The sequence below is a fragment of the uncultured Ralstonia sp. genome, assembly GCA_913056305.1.
Lineage (GTDB): Bacteria > Pseudomonadota > Gammaproteobacteria > Burkholderiales > Burkholderiaceae > Ralstonia.
Map to the genome: position 1 here is coordinate 62,446 of CAJXMR010000003.1, position 17,481 is coordinate 79,926.

15 protein-coding genes are annotated in these 17,481 nt (G+C 60.5%); 7 read left to right on the forward strand and 8 right to left on the reverse strand.

Annotated features, from left to right (window positions below):
* Positions 1-192 precede the first annotated feature (192 nt).
* A complete protein-coding gene (locus tag QZ609_RS01320; protein WP_295489981.1) occupies positions 193-1,173 on the forward strand; it encodes an NADPH:quinone reductase in 981 nt (326 codons plus the stop codon).
* Between the two features lie 99 nt (positions 1,174-1,272).
* Here the strand turns inward: QZ609_RS01320 and QZ609_RS01325 are convergent, their stop codons facing one another.
* Together QZ609_RS01325 and QZ609_RS01330 are read right to left on the reverse strand one after the other, a co-directional pair.
* Positions 1,273-2,943, reverse strand: a complete 1,671-nt coding sequence (locus QZ609_RS01325; RefSeq protein WP_295489984.1) for a bacterial transcriptional activator domain-containing protein — start codon at positions 2,941-2,943, stop codon at positions 1,273-1,275.
* Positions 2,944-3,108: 165 nt separating this feature from the next.
* Entirely contained in the window at positions 3,109-3,387 is a 279-nt protein-coding gene (locus tag QZ609_RS01330) for a DUF4242 domain-containing protein (protein ID WP_295489986.1), read from the reverse strand.
* Positions 3,388-4,283: 896 nt separating this feature from the next.
* Here QZ609_RS01330 and QZ609_RS01335 point away from each other — a divergent pair.
* Positions 4,284-5,657: a serine hydrolase gene (locus QZ609_RS01335; RefSeq protein ID WP_295489989.1), complete on the forward strand. Its 1,374-nt coding sequence runs from the start codon at positions 4,284-4,286 to the stop codon at positions 5,655-5,657.
* Between the two features lie 35 nt (positions 5,658-5,692).
* Positions 5,693-6,802: a porin gene (locus QZ609_RS01340; protein ID WP_295489990.1), complete on the forward strand. Its 1,110-nt coding sequence runs from the start codon at positions 5,693-5,695 to the stop codon at positions 6,800-6,802.
* A gap of 24 nt (positions 6,803-6,826) precedes the next feature.
* On the opposite strand, the gene QZ609_RS01345 is transcribed toward QZ609_RS01340, so the two are convergent.
* Positions 6,827-7,729, reverse strand: a complete 903-nt coding sequence (locus tag QZ609_RS01345) for a LysR family transcriptional regulator (protein ID WP_295489991.1) — start codon at positions 7,727-7,729, stop codon at positions 6,827-6,829.
* 235 nt (positions 7,730-7,964) lie between these two features.
* The gene (locus QZ609_RS01350; RefSeq protein ID WP_295489992.1) at positions 7,965-8,393 is read right to left on the reverse strand and encodes a glyoxalase; all 429 of its coding nucleotides are present in this window, start codon (positions 8,391-8,393) and stop codon (positions 7,965-7,967) included.
* Between the two features lie 414 nt (positions 8,394-8,807).
* Between QZ609_RS01350 and QZ609_RS01355 the strand changes: the two genes are divergently transcribed.
* A complete protein-coding gene (locus tag QZ609_RS01355; protein ID WP_295489994.1) occupies positions 8,808-9,731 on the forward strand; it encodes a recombination-associated protein RdgC in 924 nt (307 codons plus the stop codon).
* Between the two features lie 144 nt (positions 9,732-9,875).
* Here QZ609_RS01355 and QZ609_RS01360 read toward each other — a convergent pair whose 3' ends face one another.
* From QZ609_RS01360 to QZ609_RS01375, 4 genes are all read right to left on the reverse strand, one after another.
* Entirely contained in the window at positions 9,876-10,520 is a 645-nt protein-coding gene (locus QZ609_RS01360) for a hypothetical protein (RefSeq protein ID WP_295489996.1), read from the reverse strand.
* A 66-nt stretch (positions 10,521-10,586) separates the two neighbouring features.
* Positions 10,587-11,465 carry a DUF2242 domain-containing protein gene (locus tag QZ609_RS01365; protein ID WP_295489999.1) on the reverse strand — a complete coding sequence of 293 codons (879 nt, stop codon included), beginning with the start codon at positions 11,463-11,465 and terminating at the stop codon, positions 10,587-10,589.
* A gap of 297 nt (positions 11,466-11,762) precedes the next feature.
* Positions 11,763-12,356 carry a hypothetical protein gene (locus QZ609_RS01370; RefSeq protein WP_295490002.1) on the reverse strand — a complete coding sequence of 198 codons (594 nt, stop codon included), beginning with the start codon at positions 12,354-12,356 and terminating at the stop codon, positions 11,763-11,765.
* Positions 12,357-12,485: 129 nt separating this feature from the next.
* Entirely contained in the window at positions 12,486-13,154 is a 669-nt protein-coding gene (locus tag QZ609_RS01375) for a hypothetical protein (RefSeq protein WP_295490005.1), read from the reverse strand.
* A 390-nt stretch (positions 13,155-13,544) separates the two neighbouring features.
* Here QZ609_RS01375 and QZ609_RS01380 point away from each other — a divergent pair, with 390 nt between their 5' ends.
* The 3 genes from QZ609_RS01380 to QZ609_RS01390 all read left to right on the forward strand — a co-directional run bounded on the left by QZ609_RS01380 (position 13,545) and on the right by QZ609_RS01390 (position 16,863).
* The gene (locus QZ609_RS01380; protein ID WP_295490016.1) at positions 13,545-14,507 is read left to right on the forward strand and encodes a restriction endonuclease; all 963 of its coding nucleotides are present in this window, start codon (positions 13,545-13,547) and stop codon (positions 14,505-14,507) included.
* Between the two features lie 378 nt (positions 14,508-14,885).
* Positions 14,886-16,139: a reverse transcriptase family protein gene (locus QZ609_RS01385; protein WP_295490008.1), complete on the forward strand. Its 1,254-nt coding sequence runs from the start codon at positions 14,886-14,888 to the stop codon at positions 16,137-16,139.
* Positions 16,132-16,863, forward strand: a complete 732-nt coding sequence (locus tag QZ609_RS01390) for a retron Ec48 family effector membrane protein (RefSeq protein ID WP_295490011.1) — start codon at positions 16,132-16,134, stop codon at positions 16,861-16,863. The genes QZ609_RS01385 and QZ609_RS01390 overlap by 8 nt, the downstream gene beginning before the upstream one ends.
* The last annotated feature ends 618 nt before the right edge of the window (positions 16,864-17,481 follow it).

Sequence of the window (17,481 nt, forward strand, 5' to 3'; positions counted from 1 at the left end):
CCGTGGTCGTGGCCGCCGGCACGGGCGGGTCAGGCAGCGTCGGCGCTACCGGTGTCGCCATCTTTATCGGCCCGCCCTGTGGCGTGGGCTCGAGGCGTGAAGCAGAAAGGGGGGGATTCCCCCCAAGAAGATCACCTTGATTCTCCCCCTGACGCCTACACTGGACCTTCCAGAAGCATCACGGGGGATACGATGCGCGCTGCCTGGTATGCCAAGAACGGAGAGGCCCGGGATGTGTTGGAGGTGGGCGAGCTGCCGACCCCGACGCCCGGGGTTGGCGAGGTCCGTGTTCGCCTGGCCTGCTCCGGGGTGAATCCGTCCGACGTGAAATCGAGACGGAGCCGCCCGCTCAGCCATGAGCGCATCGTGCCCCACAGCGACGGCGCAGGCGTGATCGATCGGGTTGGCGAAGGGGTTTCACCGTCCCGCCAGGGCGAGCGCGTCTGGGTCTGGAACGCGCAATGGCAGCGCCCGATGGGAACCGCGGCTGAATATGTCGTCCTGCCCGAAGCGCAAGCCGTGCGGCTGCCCGACACCACCAGCTTTGCGGAAGGTGCGTGTCTCGGCATTCCCGCGATGACCGCCTTTCATGCGGTGCAGATGCTGGGCAACATTGCCGACAAGACCGTGCTGATCGTGGGTGCTTCCTCCGCTGTCGGCCACTACGCCACACAAATCGCCGCGATGAACGGCGCCAACGTCATCGGCACCGTCGGCTCGGCCGAGAAAGCGCGGCACGCGCTCCAGGCCGGCGCGCGCGAGACCATCCGCTACAAGGAAGAAAGCGTTCCGAACCGGATCAAGTCGCTGACTGCAGGTGCAGGCGTTGACGCGATCGTCGATATGGACTTTTCGACAACGATCCAGTGGATTCCGGAGGGGGTCTTGGCGCCCCACGGCACCGTGGTTTGCTATGGCTCCAACGCCTATGGTGATATCCCGGTGCCGTTTCGCGATCTGCTGTTCCGCTCGATCAGCCTGCGCTTCTTCTTGGTGTATGAGCTTGAACGCCAGGCGCGGGAGCAGGCCATCGAGGGGCTCACTCATCTGCTGGACAGCGGAAAACTCCAGCATGCGATCGGCGCGCGCTATGCACTGTCGGAGATCGCCGCCGCCCATGAGGCCGTCGAGGCGGGGCAGCGCATCGGCAACGTTGTGGTGGACCTCGACTGAGGCTGTTGCGAGCTAGAGCAGCCGCCACGCTGAAGCACGAGTGCATGGGGCAAACGGCCGATCCTCGGTGCAAATTTCCCGAACGATCGTGCCTGCGTTTCACAACGCGACGACGGCGCGCAAGGCGGGATTGTCGATTTCGCTGGCGAGCAACCGTGCCACGGCGCCGCTCGCTTTGTCGCCGAGCGCGGCACGGTGTAGCAGTGAACGTACGGTGAGTTCGCGCATGCCACTGCGCGCCGCGAGGCTCTGCAGTTCATCGATCCAGGCCGATGCGTGCGGCATGGCGTGCGCGACGGCAAGGCCGCATAGCAAATCCAGTGCGTAGCCCTTGCCCCAGAGGTAGGCGTCTGGCAGGCGGACGCTTCGTGCCATCGCGTCAAGCAGGATTTCGACGGCGCGTTGTGGCTCACCCCGTGCGATGGCGACGCGCCCGAGGCCGCGGCCGGCGATGCCTTCCCAACAGGGGTCACCAAGCTGACATCCGAGCGCGAACGCGTGCTCGAAGCGCTCCGCAGCGCCGTCCACGTCGCCGCACGTCAGATCGACTTCGGCAAGCAACGATTGGGGCCACGGCACGAATGCCGTCCAGATGTGCTGCGCAAGCTTGAGAGATTGACCGAGCGTGTCGTTTGCCGCCTGCACGTCGCCGCACAGCAGCAACGCGCGCCCCAGCATCGACAGCGCATAAGTGAGTTGCTTGGGGTCGCCAACGCTGTCGGCGAGCCTCTGGGCGTCGCGAAGCATCGCGATCGCCTCCGCATAGTGCGCGGTGTCGCTGAGCGTCGACCCGCGTACGACGGCAATGCGCGCCTGCTCGGCGCGGTCGTCGCCGGCGAGCGGCGCCGCCCGGCGCAGAAACACCAGCGCTCGCTGGTAGCGGCCGCGCAGGAATTCGATGTAGCCCAGCTCGCGCCAAGCGGCCGCAGCATAGGACGGCGCGGCGTCCTGACCGATGGCGAGTGCCTCATGCAGCGCCGTGGCGCCTTCTTCGTCGCGGCCCCGCGCGGCGTGCACCAGCGCGCCGCCCAGCGCAACGCGCGCGCGCGTCCGCAATGCCACGTCGCCGGTGCCATCCGCGTCGACAATCGCGCGCCGCAAGCACTGCAGCCCCGCATCGAGCGCTCCGCCGCCGATCGCGGCCTCGCCCGCCTCGATCTGTGCGATGGCCGCCGCGCGCCCCGTTGCCGGCCGAGCGGTGGGCGCAGCGGTGACCGTGCGCATCGCGGCGTCGAGCGTTGCGCCCGGCTGCACGCCAAGCTCGCGCTTGAACAGTTCGCGGCAGGCGGCAGCCTGGCGCGCGGCACCTACGCCGTCGCCTGCTGCGGCAAGGCAGCGCACCAGCAGCGCCTGGAAGTTCTCGTCCAACGGGTTCTGACGTACGAGCCGACCGGCCAGATCGGCCGCATCGGCAGCGGCGCCGACAGCCAGACGCGCCAGCGCAGCTTCGCGCAGGACTGCCTCGGCGCTGGCTTGAAGGTGCCGGCGTTCGGAAGCGAGCCAAACCTCGAATGACGGGTTGCCCGAAAAGCGCATGCCTTCCAGCAATTCGTGCGCGAGGCCGGGCACGCACAGCGCCTGCGCCCATGTCCCCTGCGTGACAACCGAGATGTCGACGTACGTCGCTGGCTCCAGTGACAGCGCCAGCATGTCACCCCGCAAGCCCGCGGTGCAGAGCAGGCGCCGGAGTTCGCTCAGATTCCAGCGCAGCGCCGCCAGCGGGTCGTCGGCCTCCTCGAACAACAGCTCCGCCATGTGCTGGCGGCTCACGCCAACGCCGTTACGGAGCAGGTAAGCGAGCACGCCCCAAACCTTGTGGCCGCGCGGCGCCGGCAATGCGCGGCCATCCCGCTCGATTCGCGGCGTGCCGAGAAGGTGAATCGCAAGACCCATAAGTCGATCAGCATGGACGGCCGGTGGGCATGCGACGATGGCTCAGGCGTCTTCGGCAGTCGTCGGATCGATGATTGTCATGACCCGTGCCACGCTGTCTGCCGGAAAACCGCCTCGTCGCGCGTGTTCTCTGACGAGTTCCTCGCTCGCTGCGTTGTAGACGCAGTAAACCTTGTCACCCGTCACGTAACTTTGCACCCACTGAACGCTGGGGCCAAGCTCCTGCAAGACACTGCACGACTTCTGGCTGATGGCCTGCAACTCGGCGGCTTTCGCGGCGCCGATTCCGGGAATGGCCCGTTCGATCACAAATTTAGGCATGACTGACTCCTTTCAGGTTGAAGGAGCTCTGAAATTACGGGGTGCGCGTGTGACCGAGCGTGTGAGGACGCCAGGCACGACAAATTCAGCTCGATTCTGGGCCCCCGCCGGAAACGGGCGCGAAAAGTTGCCTCGCCAATGGCCGGTGGCCGCATTTGACGAGACCCGGCCGGTTGGCGCGGTATCGCAACGGTCCGGTTATGGCCGAACGCGGTCAGCGATGGCGCTGCCAGCGACCGGCAGTTTCCGACCCATTGCGGGCGCTCGCGCTTCAGGATTGAGTGACCGCCTTGCAGTGGTTGCGGACAGTGATGGCTGCTCCCTCAGTTAACGGTCGCAGCCAAACTGCAGCTACTCGGGTCGGGTGGCCCGCTTCAGCGTATTGCCGCCCGTTGATGTCGGATTGCCACTCGATCCAAAGTTTGACTGCAGCCTCCACGAAGGCGTCGCAATTCATCTGCGTCCAGCACGTGTGGTTGCCATCGCGCAGCGGGTAGTACTGCTTATTGGCACACACCAGATCGTGTCGTCGATGCCTCCTGCCGATAAGAGTTCAGGGTATTGACCACGCAGTTTTGGTAGCTGGACGTGAGCTTCTCGTTTGGCAACCTACCGTCACCGCGGCACATCTCTACTCTACCGATCGCCGTCAACCACGCCTGCGCGAACTGGCATCGCGCGCTGCGCTGCGTGAGGCGTCTTTGCAGCGAGTTTGAAGGCCATCTTCTCGCCGATCGAGCTTCGCGACATTCCGCAGCGTTATCGCTGCATCACAATTTGGAATATTAAATTGGCGGTCCCTGATGCAGCATGGGTGAAACAACGCCCACTGCTGAACAGAACCGCATGCATCGATGTCGCTTTGCGTTGCATGCAGCCCCTTGATCGAGAATTGCATGCACCGTCAACATCCACGCGCAAAATCGCGTACCAGCCTGTCAGTGAGCGGGTTCGCTGCTGCCTTGCTGGCCCTTGCTCCAGCGAGCGGCATCGGCCAGGTCACCGCCTCGGCCGACAATCCTGCCGAAGCGGGAATCATGCAAGGATTTCCTCCGGCTCTTGAAAAGCAGATTCCACGCGGTGGCGGACTGCGGCCGCCCTTCATGCACTGGGCGCTAAGCCATGCGCGCGAAACCGCTCCGACGGGCGGCGTCCGCCATGCAGAGCAGCCGATGGCACTGGCAGCGGTTAGCACGATGGTGCCGGACGATCTTGAGATGCAGATCGGTGGCAGGCGGCTGCGCTTGTCTGCGTATCTGAGTGCCACGCATACCGACGCCTTTATCGTGGTGTATCACGGCAAGATCGTCTACGAGCACTATCGGGGCGACATGCACCGTCATCAGCCTCACATCTGGGCTTCCATGACAAAGTCGGTCACAGGCCTGCTGGCAGCAATGCTGATCGATGAAGGCAAGCTTGATCCAGAAGCGCCGCTGTCGCGTTACGTGCCAGAACTCGCCGGCAATCCCTTTGGCGATGCGACCGTACAGCAGAACCTCGACATGGAGGTGCCGGTAGCCTATCCGGCCGAGCTGCCACCGGATCTGGGACTGTTCGGCGCGGTAGGCATCGTGCCGCGCAAAGGCAACGCCCCAGACAACATCTACGACTTCCTCAAGGTGGTGCACACCAACGAGCAGGCCACGGGCAAGGCTGGCGTGGAGCGCCTTTGGTACTACCAGAACGGCTCTGCCGAAGCGGTTGGATGGGCTTTGCGTCGTATCGCAGGACAACGCTGGGTGCAGCTGGTGACCGATCGGCTCTGGTCGCGAATGGCAGACGATGACGCCTACGTGAGCGTGGACCGCCTGGGCACAGAGATGGCGAGTGGCGGATTCAATTCCACGCTGCGCGACGCCGCGCGCTTCGGGGAGGCAGTGCGTCGCGCCATGGCCGGCGACACCTCGGGCCCCATTTCGCCTGCTGTTGCGCGTATCGCGTTTCGCTCTGCCACAAACCAAGCCAGCTTTGCGCGCGGCAGCCTGGCAGCGGGCCGCGAGGGCTATGGGTATCGAGATTATTGGTACCAGTGCAACGACGGCGATGGCAGCGTCGAGGCCGGCGGCCGCTTCGGGCAACGCATCTATATCAATCCGCGCCGCGAACTGACGGTAGTGAAGTTTGCGTCGAGCCCGGACGATGCGGCTCGCCCGGTCAGTGCCGATGACGTACTGGGCAGCCGCCGGCCAATCCAGTCACTAGAAAGCCCTGCCGTATTGGGCGCGGTCGCGCGCGCGGTGCACGGGCATCTTCAAGCCAGCCAATAACAATCAACGGGCAACCAGACCGGGAGGAGGAGAGGATGGACAGAAAGATCCGCTTGTCGTTGTGGGTAGCACTCTGCGCGCTGCCGCAATCGTCGCGCGCCGATGTCACGCTGTATGGCGTGGCCGATGTGAACATTGAGTATGTCAATCACCTGTCCGGCGTGTTGCCGACGCAGGCAGGATTCCCCGGGCCAGGGAAGAGCCGGCTTGGCTTGACGTCAGGCGGCCTGGCCGGTTCGCGGTGGGGCGTGCGCGGCATCGAAGACTTGGGCGGCGGGCTCAAGGCGGTCTTTGTATTGGAGAGTGGGTTCGAACTCAACAGTGGCGTCGCTTCGCAGTCCGGACGTCTCTTTGGTCGTCAGGCTTTCGTCGGACTGGAGGATGAGCGCGCCGGCCGGTTGTCGTTTGGACGGCAGTACACCGCAGCCTTCGATGCGTTTTCGAATTTCTCTCCGAATCATTATTCCACCCAGTACGAACCGATTGCCTCGCTACTTGGCCTGGACTTCCGTTCGGACAATACGGTCAAGTACACGGGCCGCTTCGGCAATTTCAGCGGCGTCGCCGACTGGTCATTTGGTAATGGTGTTGCGGGCGGTGGTGAGATCCCCGGTCAGTTTCGCAGGGATACCGGCTATGGTTTGGGCCTGAGTTACTTTGCAGGCAATGTCGGTCTTGCGGCGGCCTTCGATCGCTTCAACCCGACACTGAATGCGGCAGGCGGGGTAGGGAATTTCAGAAAAGCCGGGCTTGCCGGCAGCTACCAGGCTGGGCCTGTAAAGCTGATGGGCGGCTACCGCTGGGGCCTTAACCAGGCGGCGAACGGCTCGACACTGGTGCAGGACCACTACTACTGGGCGGGCGTCAATGTCAGAGCGACTCAGCGGCTGGATCTGACGTTTGCGTACTATTTTGACGACGTCCGGAAGCTAGGCAGCACCAACGTCAAGAATCCGTGGCAGGTTGCCGTGATCGCCGATTACAGCCTTTCGAAGCGGACAGACCTCTACCTGACCACCGCGTACGTCCGGCATGCCGGCATCAACTTCGATACGTCAGCGGTTAGCTTTGTGAACGGGTACTACCTCGGCAGCGGCCATGACAACATGACAGCGGCGGCGATTGGTATTCGTCATCGGTTCTGAGCTGGTCGCCCCGCGCCCGACCTGCTACTTCGACGCTGTGGACCCGGCCCGCTTCCGCAGGATTTCCACAAGCCGTTGTGCCAGCGGCGACTGATATGCCCCCTTGCGGCGGAGCAGGCCGACGTTCCGGGCCCAACGTGTGCCGGGTATTTTCAACGCGCGCAGGCCTTTGGGCGACTGTTCCAGCGCCCGTTTGCTGATGATGGTCACCAGGTCCGTCTTGCGAATGACGGCCATCAGTGAATCCGCCGACGAATTCGTCTCCAGCGCAACATTCGGCGGCGGCATGCCAGCCTCGACGAAGTATGCGTCGATGACGCGCCGGGCGATGACCGTCGCATTTGGCAGGAGCCACAACTGCGCAGCCAGATCGGCAATCTGTACCTTCGGCAGTGCGAGCAGCGGATGGTGATCGCGCACCACGACGACCAGCTCGTCGGCATACAGCTTGATCGGTTCGAGTTCCGGATCGGCCTTGTGGGACAGCGCCGTAATGCACAGGTCCAGAGAGCCGTTGCGCACCAAAGCCTGGAGGGTGTCGGCCAGGCCGATGGTCACCTGCACGCGCGCCGCAGGCCGCTGCTTGATCAGTTCGGCAAAGGCGTCCGAGAAGAGCGACCCCATAATCGAAGTTGGTACGCCGACGCGTACCAACCCCAGCCTGCCAAGGTGAAGATCGTTGGCTTCCTTGAGCGCTTCGCGAAAGGAGCTGCGCACCTTCACGATCCGTTCCAAGAACGTCGCTCCGGTGGTGGTCAGTTCCATCCCCTTCGAGGTGCGATCAAACAGTTGGAAGCCCAATTCGCGCTCAAGCCGCTGGATGCCTTTGGTCACGGCAGGCTGGCTTTGGCCAAGATTCTCCGATGCCAACCCAATCCGACCAACTTCCGCCACCGCAATGAAGTAGTTCAGGTCTTCCAGGCGCATGGCGGTCGGTGGGGGATCGGTGACGAGTGACCGATGGTAGGAGAGCAGAGGATGGCCGTCAATTTTGCAGCATCGGCTCTGAACAACGGGTGCAAGCTCCGACCCGTTGCCATCATCCGGTCGACAAGGACGGCGAGGACCATTCTCAGTACTTCATCCGCCATTCACTGTGGGAGCGTGTACTGCTTGCCCGCCAGATCAGTCACAGCACGCGGGACTGCCACTGTGGCCGCCATCATGCCTCTTCCCGCAATGATGGCGTGAAGGTGATTCCTACCAGCAATCCTTCCGGCCCGATGAAGCGATTGACGGTCTGGCCCCAGAGCTCATTCCGGTTCCTGACTAGCATCCGATACCCTCGCGACTCAAGTCCCGCCGTAGCCGCTTCGACATTGTCGACATCAAACTCAATCCAGGCTTGCGGGATAGGTACATCGAGAGGCCACGAATCCGTGCCAAAGCACGACTGAGCGGCTTGAGAGAGCGACCACAAAGCGGAAGTGTTTGCGCCTTTCAGACGCTCCGTATGGAGGTAGCCGCCTTTCTCTTCCTTGACGGGGATACCGAAGGCCCGACTGCAGAGCTCGCGGCTTGCCTGGGCTTCAATCACAAGCGGGCTAAAACCTGCGATGAACAAGGCCTTGGTTTTTTGCATCTTTTCCATGGCGTCTCATTTGCCGCGAATGAGCGGCGCCATGAGGAACGAACATGTCCGCCAGCGCCCGTCGAACCGATGTGGCGGCCAGTAACCAGGTAGCGCGGGGCATGGATGAGCGTAGGCCTGTTCCAGGTGGCCGGCAGGCATCTCCAACCGGCAGCGACGGTGATCTGGACGGTTCGGTAGTGCTCGCGTCATCGACCGTGTACGTCACATCACAGGCGTATTGCTGACGCTCGATTGTCCCTTTCCGACTTTGAGTGAGCGGCCGTAGATGGCCGGCAGCGGTCAGGGACGGCACGACCTGCGACCGGCAGCCTCCGCCCCCTCTCCGCCGTTCGACTTTGATTCGTCCGAATGGCGGAAATGGGTCGGGAAGCGCCGCCCTGATTTAGAATCGCGCTCTTTGCCCGTACTCCCATGTGGTTCAAGAACCTTCAGCTTCATCGTCTCCCGGCGCCTTGGGCCGTTGCCCCTGATCAGCTCGAAAAATGGCTGGCGCCCCACGCGTTTCAACCGGGCAACAGTGTCGAGATGCAGCGCTCCGGATGGGCATCGCCACGCGATGACGGCGCGCTCGTGTATTCGATCAACCGGCAGATGCTGCTCACGTTCCGTACCGAAAAGAAGCTGCTCCCGGCGTCGGTCGTCAATCAGGTGACCAAAGCCCGGGCGCTTGAAATTGAAGAGCAGCAGGGCTTCAAGCTCGGCCGCAAGCAGATGCGCGAGCTCAAGGAGCAGGTGACCGACGAACTGCTGCCGCGCGCGTTCAGCATTTGCCGCGATACCCGCGTGTGGATCGATCCGGTCAACGGCTGGCTCGTCATCGATGCCGCTTCGCAGGCGGTTGCCGACGACGTTCGCGGCCTGCTCGTCAAATCGATCGATCAGTTGCCGCTCGCCAGCGTGCGCGTGGCGCTGTCGCCGGTGGCCGCGATGACGGATTGGCTGCTGTCTGGCGAGGCGCCGGGCGGATTCACCGTCGACCAGGACGCCGAGCTGCGCTCAACCGGTGAAGGCGGCGCCACGGTGCGATACGTCGGCCACGCGCTGGAAGCGGACGACATGCGGCGGCACATCGAAGCCGGCAAACAATGCACGCGCCTCGCGATGACCTGGGATAGCCGGGTCTCCTTCGTACTGACGCCGTCGCTGACGATCAAGCGTGTCACGCCGCTGGACGTGATCAAGGAGGCGGCAGACTCCACCGCGCAAAACGACGACGAACGCTTCGACTCCGATGTCACGCTGATGACGGGTGAATTGAGCCGGATGCTGACCGATCTTGTCGATATCTTGGGCGGCGATCTGCTCGACGCGATGCAGCAGGCCGCAGCGGCCTGAACTTCGTCGGCTGTCGACGCTGATCGCCCCGACGGCGAGGTGTCGCGGCGGCTCGACCCTTCAGGGAGGGCCGTCGCCGCCGTTCGCGCAGCCAGGGCGCCAGCGGCAGGCATCAACGGCGAATGACGTCGTTGGCCGGCAGCCTCATTGAACGACCGCGCAGACCTCTTCCGAGAAAACAAAGAAACGAGACGGTTTCATCAAGTGCGGAGCATTCGCACGCCACCAATTGGCTGCCTCGGGTGACGCGCTCTCGAGCACGGTGAGCGCCTCGATGACGTTGACCTTGAAGCCTTGCCGCCGTTGATATTGCCCAAGGATGAGCGCCTTGTTCGCGGCAAAGAATGAGCGCGGGCCGGAAAGGACCCCAGACGAAAGCACGCTGCTCGCAGTGGGAGACGCCTGCGCCAAGGGCAGCTCCAACCCGACCCACTGCTCTCTCACCCAATCGGGCGCCTCTCCCGGCGGTACCCCGATGATCCGAACGCGGTAGGGCTTCACGTTGTTGACTGCGCTCAGCCATGCATTGGCGATCGGCCGAGCCACCATGGCAGCGGCAACAAGGCTGAGCACCATGCAGAGGAGCCCCACCGGGATCAGCCAATGCAGCATGGCGTCTCCCAAAGGAGAGAGGAAGAACTGCATTCCATGACAGCTATACGGAATGACATGCTGCGTTTGCGGCACAGGCGTGCGCGGGTTCGAGCAGATGGTCGACAACAGGATGAACCACCCGACGACGCACGCAACAACGCCCGCGAAGGAGGCTGCAAGCAGCAACGTCCACAAGAGTGGGATTCTGGCCTTCACTCGCATCGACGTTGTGGCGGTGGTTGAGTACGGGCGTGCCCGCGTTCAGCTTGCGCCGCCCGGGGTCGTGGCGGCCGGTGCGGATGCGGGCGCGGTTGCCGGTGCCGGTGCAGCGGGTGTCGGTTCGACAGGCGTCTTAGGCGTTGCGGCCGGCGCTGACGCGGGTGTCGGTGCTGGCGTTGGTGCGGGTGCCGGCGCAGGTGCGGGCGTCGGAGCCGGCACAGGTGCCGCAGTGGGTGCCACCACCGGCACGGGCGGGGCGGGCGGCGTCGGCACCACGGGCGTCGTCATCTTCATCGGCTCGCCCTGCGGCGTGGGGGCGGGCTCGGGCAGCGGCGCCACGTGTTCCTTCTCTGCCGCCTTGACCGTTGCGCGGTCGCGCCGCACCGGGTCCACCTTCAGGAAGTGCTCGACCAGCTTGAAGTAGCGCTCGTAGAACACGCCGGCCGGAATCGTCTCGCTGGCCACTTTCACCATCGAGTCGCTGCCCGAGCCGATCGGCAGCGACAGCGAGCCGAGCACGCTCAGGCCCACGCTGGCCGACGTGCTGGTCTTCTTGAGCGCGTAGCGGTCTTGCACCGCGTTCACATAGGCGGTGCTCGACGTGCCTTCGGTGTTGGCGTCTGCGCAGACCACGTGAAAGGCGATCACCACGTGCGTGTCGTTGCTCGGCTGGAAATTCTTGCTGCCGTCGATCGTGTCGGGGCGCGGCGAGCTCGACACGTAACCCTGGCTCAGCAGCGCGCGGCGCGCGGCCTCGCACGTCGCCTCGGGTTTCGCCTGGAACGTGCGCGCGTAGGGGCTCGTCGCCACGTCAAACTCCTCCTGCTGATAGAGCGGCGCGGGCGTCGAGCCCAAACCGCATGCCGACAGGAGGGCGGCGACTGCGCACGAAACGGAGAGCTGGCGGAAGCGGTGGGGCATGGTGGTGGTTAGAGGGGCTCGGCCGGGGGATGCTGCTGCATGTGCGGCGCGAGTTTCATGCGCGCCGGTCGCTTGTGGCGACGCGGTCTCGCATGGCCGGGCGTCATTATAAGTTTGTCCGGTGACTGGGGCACCCGGCCCATGCGCGCAGACATTTGCGTGATGGAGGCCGCAACCATACCCTCGGCGCTGGCGGATTCGCTAGGGGGCGCGTCATCACGTGCGAGGTGTGGGGTGGGGCGATTGTGCCAGAGGTGTTTGCGTCTGTTCGGCGTAGCATATGCAATGCCGGAGGACTTAATCGCTTTGGATGCCTTTGCTGTACTGACTATATTGATCGTTATTTTTCGTTGGCCTAATTGACCATAGGAATGAATTTCCCGAGCCGTTCAGGAGATGTTGGCGAAGTTTTTTTTCCGCTTCAGCATGGTAAACATAGTGCCCTTCTTTGCTGCGCTCCCTTTGCTGGTTAAACCAGGGAAGCATCCCGTATTTCTCCGCGAACCATTTGATCATATCGGCTTCGATGTATTGATATAGAGATTGATGGTTCTTGCGTGCTACTTCTGCAATGTGTACGTTAACCGAAAGGTTCGGCACGCTGACTAGCAATGAGGCAAGCCAGGCGGCATGATTGTAGAGTCTGTCGTACGCGTTTCCTTCTCCAATGTATATGACAGGGGAGTGCTTGTCGGCATAAGAAACAGCGACGTTACCGCTTAGTCTTATGATGTAGACGCATTGTTTTCGGCGTCGAATGATCGGCCAATTTGCCTGAATTATTTGACGAATAATGGGGGTGGTTTGGAGTATGGATAACCCTGTGAACCCAAATTTTATCGAGATGGAGTCGGACCACGATATTTCACTCCCCTTTATCGGTGCTGCCATTTCTTGCTCCAATGTTGTTTTGTCTGCGCGAGCTAAAGCCGGGCCCTGCCGAGCATGCCTATGTTGGCCGCGTCAACCTTCGTTTGTCTACGCTAACTCAATGTCGGCCGGCGCTTTCACGGATGTGGTCTATCTAGCGGCAAGGAGCTCCTTCACAACCCGTTTCGCCAGCTCATCTACCGCCGCATCCAGCCCATCCAGCGACACGTTCAGATCGTTGAACACACCATCCGACAGGGCAAACGCGTACTTGTCATCTTCAATGCGTGCCGATGCCGTGTGCAGGATGTGTCGTTCGCCCTTCGGAATCACCGGATCTCGGGACGATTCGATAAAGGTGAAGGCATACGGGGTGTAGCGGTGCGCGATGGTCTTTGCCTGATAGTACGCATTGAACCCCTTTAGCAGGATCATCTGCTGGTTGCTCGCTAGCGCCGAGATGTCGAGGTCTTGACCGTCTTGCAGCGCGAGACCTGCCGACTTGGCCTCAGCGATCACGCGGTCACGAAAGCGCTGCTGGAGCGTTTGAGTGCGTGGATCATCCTTGACGAGCGCGTAGAAGCGCTGAGATTGCGACAACGTTGAGCTATTTGCAGTCTGGGCGGCAACACCACCGACGGCGATCGTCGTCATCGTAATCCCCACTGGCTGTGGTGCTGGGATGACCTTGACGTAAGTGGTGTCCGCAGGCGAAATCTTGAGCACCGGCGCAGGCAGCGTCGAAGCGCATCCACCCAAAAACAGCCCCACAAAGCCGATGCCCAAGCCCGCACGCATGTAGGCGGTCCAATTCTTCATCCGAAATTCCCCCTGTTCGTATTTGTCGTTGGTTTCTTAATATCACTGCGTCAGCCCCATCGGGATTCCGGGCGATCGTCCGGTGCAAGGTGCTGGCGCGAGATGCTACCGTAGCTGCGTGGCGCCTGTCAGTGCAGCTGCATGATTTCTTGGTTGGCGCGAAAACCTCGAAACCCCCTACCACCGAGGGCTACGATTCGCCAACGCGTGGGTTATGCTGTTCCTCAACAAAATCCAGGTGTGATTACCTTATCTGGATTATAAAAAAGCGCCTAATCCAAAATATCTAAACGGTCACGTGCAGGGGGATTCCTCGCCCGAATAATGGCGAGGCGCACCACGACAGCCGGCGCGGTACTGAAAAAAAACAACCTTCAAGGGTTTCAGCAAATGGGGCGTAGGAGAAAACAACCATCCACGGGCGACCTGCTTCTGGCGTTGCCGTGGTGGGTGCTGGCGATTGGCTCGGTGGCCAGCTACCTCATCTTCCACAACATCCTCCCATCGGCGTTTGCAGCCAATCCATTTCTGGTCGGGATCGCGATGGTGATGCGCGGGCTCGCCTGGATGCCTGCGCTGCTGCTCGCCTTCATCGCCGTGCTGTCGTACCTGCGGCAGCACAGGCAGCAAGCCGATGCCCGGCTCGATTCGACGGGTAAGGAACCGCGCATCGTCGCCAAGCGGTCCCGACCGGCCAAGGCACCGCCCCAACCCGTGCGCGGTGCGGCAGGCAGCGAGACGCCCACTCCAACGCGCGACACCGCCGCGCAAACGCCCACGCCAGCACAATCCGCCGCCGTCCAGAGCTGGAGCTTGGACGCCATCAAGGCGCTTGAGTGGAAGCGGTTCGAGCTGCTGTGCGTCCTGTACTACGAGCAGATGGGGTTCACGGTCAAGACGGTGCCGCACGGCCCGGATGGCGGGATCGACGCCACGCTGTACAAGGCCGGCCAGGACGCGCCCGTGGCGGTGGTCCAGTGCAAGGCTTGGAGCGCGCCCGTCAAGGTGGAGACGGTGCGGGCGCTGGGCGGCTCGATGCTGGCGCACAAGGTCAAGCGGGGCGTGTTCTGGTCTTTGTCTGGCTATGTCGGCATGCCGGTGCAGGCGTTTTCGGAGAGCGCCGGTATACAGCTATTGGACGGGCCGGCGATTCTTGAGCGCATCCGCGCGCTCGACCAGGACAAGCAAGCTGCGCTGCTGGCGAAGGTGTTCGAGGGGGATTACCAGACGCCTTCGTGTCCGGCTTGTGGGGTGAAGCTGGTGGCGCGGAACGGGAAGAGTGGGGCGTTTTGGGGGTGTACTAATTTTCGGACGGGGTGTCGGTATACGTTGCAGATGGGGCGGGCGTCGTAGGGTGGTTCGGTAGCCCATACGTGTTGTTAACGGACAGAGGGCTACAGGCAAATCAGCCATGCTCGGGCCAATCCTTGACCTAGTTCGACAAAATCGCCACAACCATGCAAGAGAGGGATTTGATAGGTCGTTGTACTGATGTATCCTCCTGTGACGCGTGGGCGTACCGCCCATTTGCCGCGGTCGACAGCTAAGTTGTTTGGATTAGTCTGGAAACAGACGTCAATCTAATGCTCTATTGGATGACTTGTGGGGAGGAGCGGCCACCGTCCGTCTCTTCGCCCCGAAGAGAGTTAGTCGCAGGGTTTGGCCATGAAAGGCATGGCAGCTTCCAACGACTTGTCGATTAAAGCATCATGCCTTTCTGCGCCCTGTTGAATGGGCTGGCCAAACCACTTTGATAACGCTTTTCTATACGGGATCATGGTGGGGACTCCTAAACTTAATCCAATCAAGGAGGCCCCTGGTTCCATATCCAGTATCGCCGGTCTTTGTGAAGCGCTTGATATTAGTCAGGTCGAATTGAATGAAGCGCTGGCGCTTCCCGCAGAAGAAAGATACAGGAGGCGGGAAGTTCCAAAGAAGGACGGCTCGATCCGTGTCGTTCACAATCCCCACTACTTGGTGCGAAAGATACAGCGACGCATCAATAAACGCATCTTCTCCGATTCGAATATTATAAGTTGGCCGGATCATATCTTTGGATCCATTCCCAACGATGAACTCTCTGAGTCGGCAGCCGCTGATAAGGACTACGTAAACTGCGCGCGGCAACATTGCGGGGCAAAGAGTGTTCTAACTCTAGATATTCGAGATTTCTTCGATAACATTCACCGCGAGCAGGTTTTTGGAATTTTTTCCAAATTCCTAAAATATTCGAAGACTGTTTCAGACGTTCTCGCTGATATCTGTTGTAAGGACGGTGCGATTGTCCAAGGGGCTCTCACCTCAAGTTATATTGCAACGCTCTGTCTTTATGAAAGTGAGGGCAATCTCGTCCGGCGGCTAAGGTACAAAAATCTCGTATACACAAGATTTGTGGATGATATAACTATCTCCTCAAAGGTTGCCAACTATGATTTCAATTATGCTCTTAGCTTGGCGGAGGATATGCTTAACGGTGCGGGATTACCAATAAACAGTCAAAAAACAAAGATTCAGTATGTCTCGATGAGGCCGTTGATTGTGCACGGACTTCGCGTCGATTTTGATCAGCCGAGATTGCCTCCAGATGAGCCGAGGAGAATTCGGGCGGCGGTGAAGAATCTGGAGTTGCTAGCGGCAGGTCCTGGTTATCGGGCATCACACGCCTACCGGAAAGACTTTAATCGATGCATGGGGAGAGTGAACAAGTTGGGTAGGGTTGGTCATAGTCAGCATTTTGTTTTGCTCAATAGGCTTCGAAAGATTCTTCCGCTGCCATCGCATATGGATATAGAGCGTGTAGAGAAGATAATTGCAAGACTGAAGAAGGATATGGGTAGGCCGAATTACTCCGAGACTTATTGGTTTAAGAAGAGATATTACGCTGCCAGCGAGCGATTGGGGATTTTGAAGCGTTCCTTCCCTAAGAAGGCGGACGAACTTCGCAAGGAGTTGAAAGAAATTCGGCCAAGTTTGCAATATGAATAAGCTTCGAAAATTTTGCAAGGAACAGCCGAGTGTGGCGTCATTGGCCACATTGATACTGTTCGTTCTGATTCTTGGCTCATTTTTGTCAATTGTAGTGCTGGTCGTTACTACATGGCGCTCCGGGATTTATTTGTCACCGCTTTGTTTTTCTAATGGGTGTGTGAAAGACTATTTTTCAAAGATAGATCAGAGTCTTGCTATATTTAAGGCTGTGATGGATCTGGGGGTCTCGATTGCTACGATTGGTGGAATATTTGTGGCGCTGCTCAGCTACTTTAGTACTTCTAGCAACGCAGCTCTCGCTAATCACATAGAGCATATGAAGGTATTTTGTGAGTACTTGGAGTCCGAAGTTAAGAAGCGAGATAGATTGTCGTCGCAGCACATTGATGCCTTGTTGCTGTACGGAAAGATTTTCAATCAATCCCGTAGCGGGAAAACAACTGTTTCTGATGATTACAGGGTTTTCATTGAGAGGCTGAATTCAATAATCGATGAATCCAACAGTCGGTCGGTCGTTGGTGCGCCGGGTGGGTTTAGTTATAAGGAGCACCAGCGGCAAGTAAAAGAACATTTAATGGGCGCTGGAATAGTTGTGTACATGGCTCCAAGGAATGATTACTTTGAGATGGAGGAGCAGCTGTTCTCTCTTCTTCATAGAATTGGGCAATCATTTTGTCCGCCCGGGGTTTTGCCCGATCTGGTTGAGCGAAATTATCGATAGATGTTTTGATGGGAATTGGTTCATGTCGGTGATTTTTTGGATGTCGAACTGATTTTCCCTTGGAAGAGTGCCAGCAATGAGCCACTTTTGCGGAAAAGGGGCCAGGGATTCGATTGATTTCCCTATGCGATTCCCTGTCTTGCGCTGCTCACCACCCACCCGCTAAACTCCCCCCGTTGCGCCAACAAGCGCAGCCGAGACTGCAATCTCGCACCAAAGAGCCCGGAAGAAACCCTCAAGTTTCTACCGCTGTCGTCGTTCGCCTATATGGGCGGGCCCGACAGGGAGGGCTTCGGCCCTGCCGTCTTGGCTTTTTGGTCGGTATTGCAGACCTTGTCGTGTGCCCGCCCACCTCCCCGGTGGGTGGCTCCCTACTCAACCAAGAAGAGGGCAAGACAATGGATCAACCGACCCAAGCTGTACCCATCCCACGCGGGCATCGCCCCGCACGCCACCGCACCCGCATCGCCCTTCACCGCCCGGCTGGAGGTGCCCGATGAGCCTGCAACACGATCGCGACTATCTGAAAGGCGCCCTGTACGCGCGAGATTTCCTGCGCCGTACGCAAGCGGGCATGAAGCTGCATCGGCACTTCGAGCCCCGGACGCTGCGCTGGGA

Excerpts from the sequence above, each read along its gene's own strand:
- QZ609_RS01320 (WP_295489981.1), top strand. The coding sequence starts at position 193 with ATGCGCGCTGCCTGGTATGCCAAGAACGGAGAGGCCCGGGATGTGTTG.
- QZ609_RS01330 (WP_295489986.1), bottom strand. The coding sequence starts at position 3,387 with ATGCCTAAATTTGTGATCGAACGGGCCATTCCCGGAATCGGCGCCGCG.
- QZ609_RS01335 (WP_295489989.1), top strand. The coding sequence starts at position 4,284 with ATGCACCGTCAACATCCACGCGCAAAATCGCGTACCAGCCTGTCAGTG.
- QZ609_RS01340 (WP_295489990.1), top strand. The coding sequence starts at position 5,693 with ATGGACAGAAAGATCCGCTTGTCGTTGTGGGTAGCACTCTGCGCGCTG.
- QZ609_RS01345 (WP_295489991.1), bottom strand. The coding sequence starts at position 7,729 with ATGCGCCTGGAAGACCTGAACTACTTCATTGCGGTGGCGGAAGTTGGT.
- QZ609_RS01350 (WP_295489992.1), bottom strand. The coding sequence starts at position 8,393 with ATGGAAAAGATGCAAAAAACCAAGGCCTTGTTCATCGCAGGTTTTAGC.
- QZ609_RS01355 (WP_295489994.1), top strand. The coding sequence starts at position 8,808 with ATGTGGTTCAAGAACCTTCAGCTTCATCGTCTCCCGGCGCCTTGGGCC.
- QZ609_RS01365 (WP_295489999.1), bottom strand. The coding sequence starts at position 11,465 with ATGCCCCACCGCTTCCGCCAGCTCTCCGTTTCGTGCGCAGTCGCCGCC.
- QZ609_RS01370 (WP_295490002.1), bottom strand. The coding sequence starts at position 12,356 with ATGGCAGCACCGATAAAGGGGAGTGAAATATCGTGGTCCGACTCCATC.
- QZ609_RS01375 (WP_295490005.1), bottom strand. The coding sequence starts at position 13,154 with ATGAAGAATTGGACCGCCTACATGCGTGCGGGCTTGGGCATCGGCTTT.
- QZ609_RS01380 (WP_295490016.1), top strand. The coding sequence starts at position 13,545 with ATGGGGCGTAGGAGAAAACAACCATCCACGGGCGACCTGCTTCTGGCG.
- QZ609_RS01385 (WP_295490008.1), top strand. The coding sequence starts at position 14,886 with ATGGGCTGGCCAAACCACTTTGATAACGCTTTTCTATACGGGATCATG.
- QZ609_RS01390 (WP_295490011.1), top strand. The coding sequence starts at position 16,132 with ATGAATAAGCTTCGAAAATTTTGCAAGGAACAGCCGAGTGTGGCGTCA.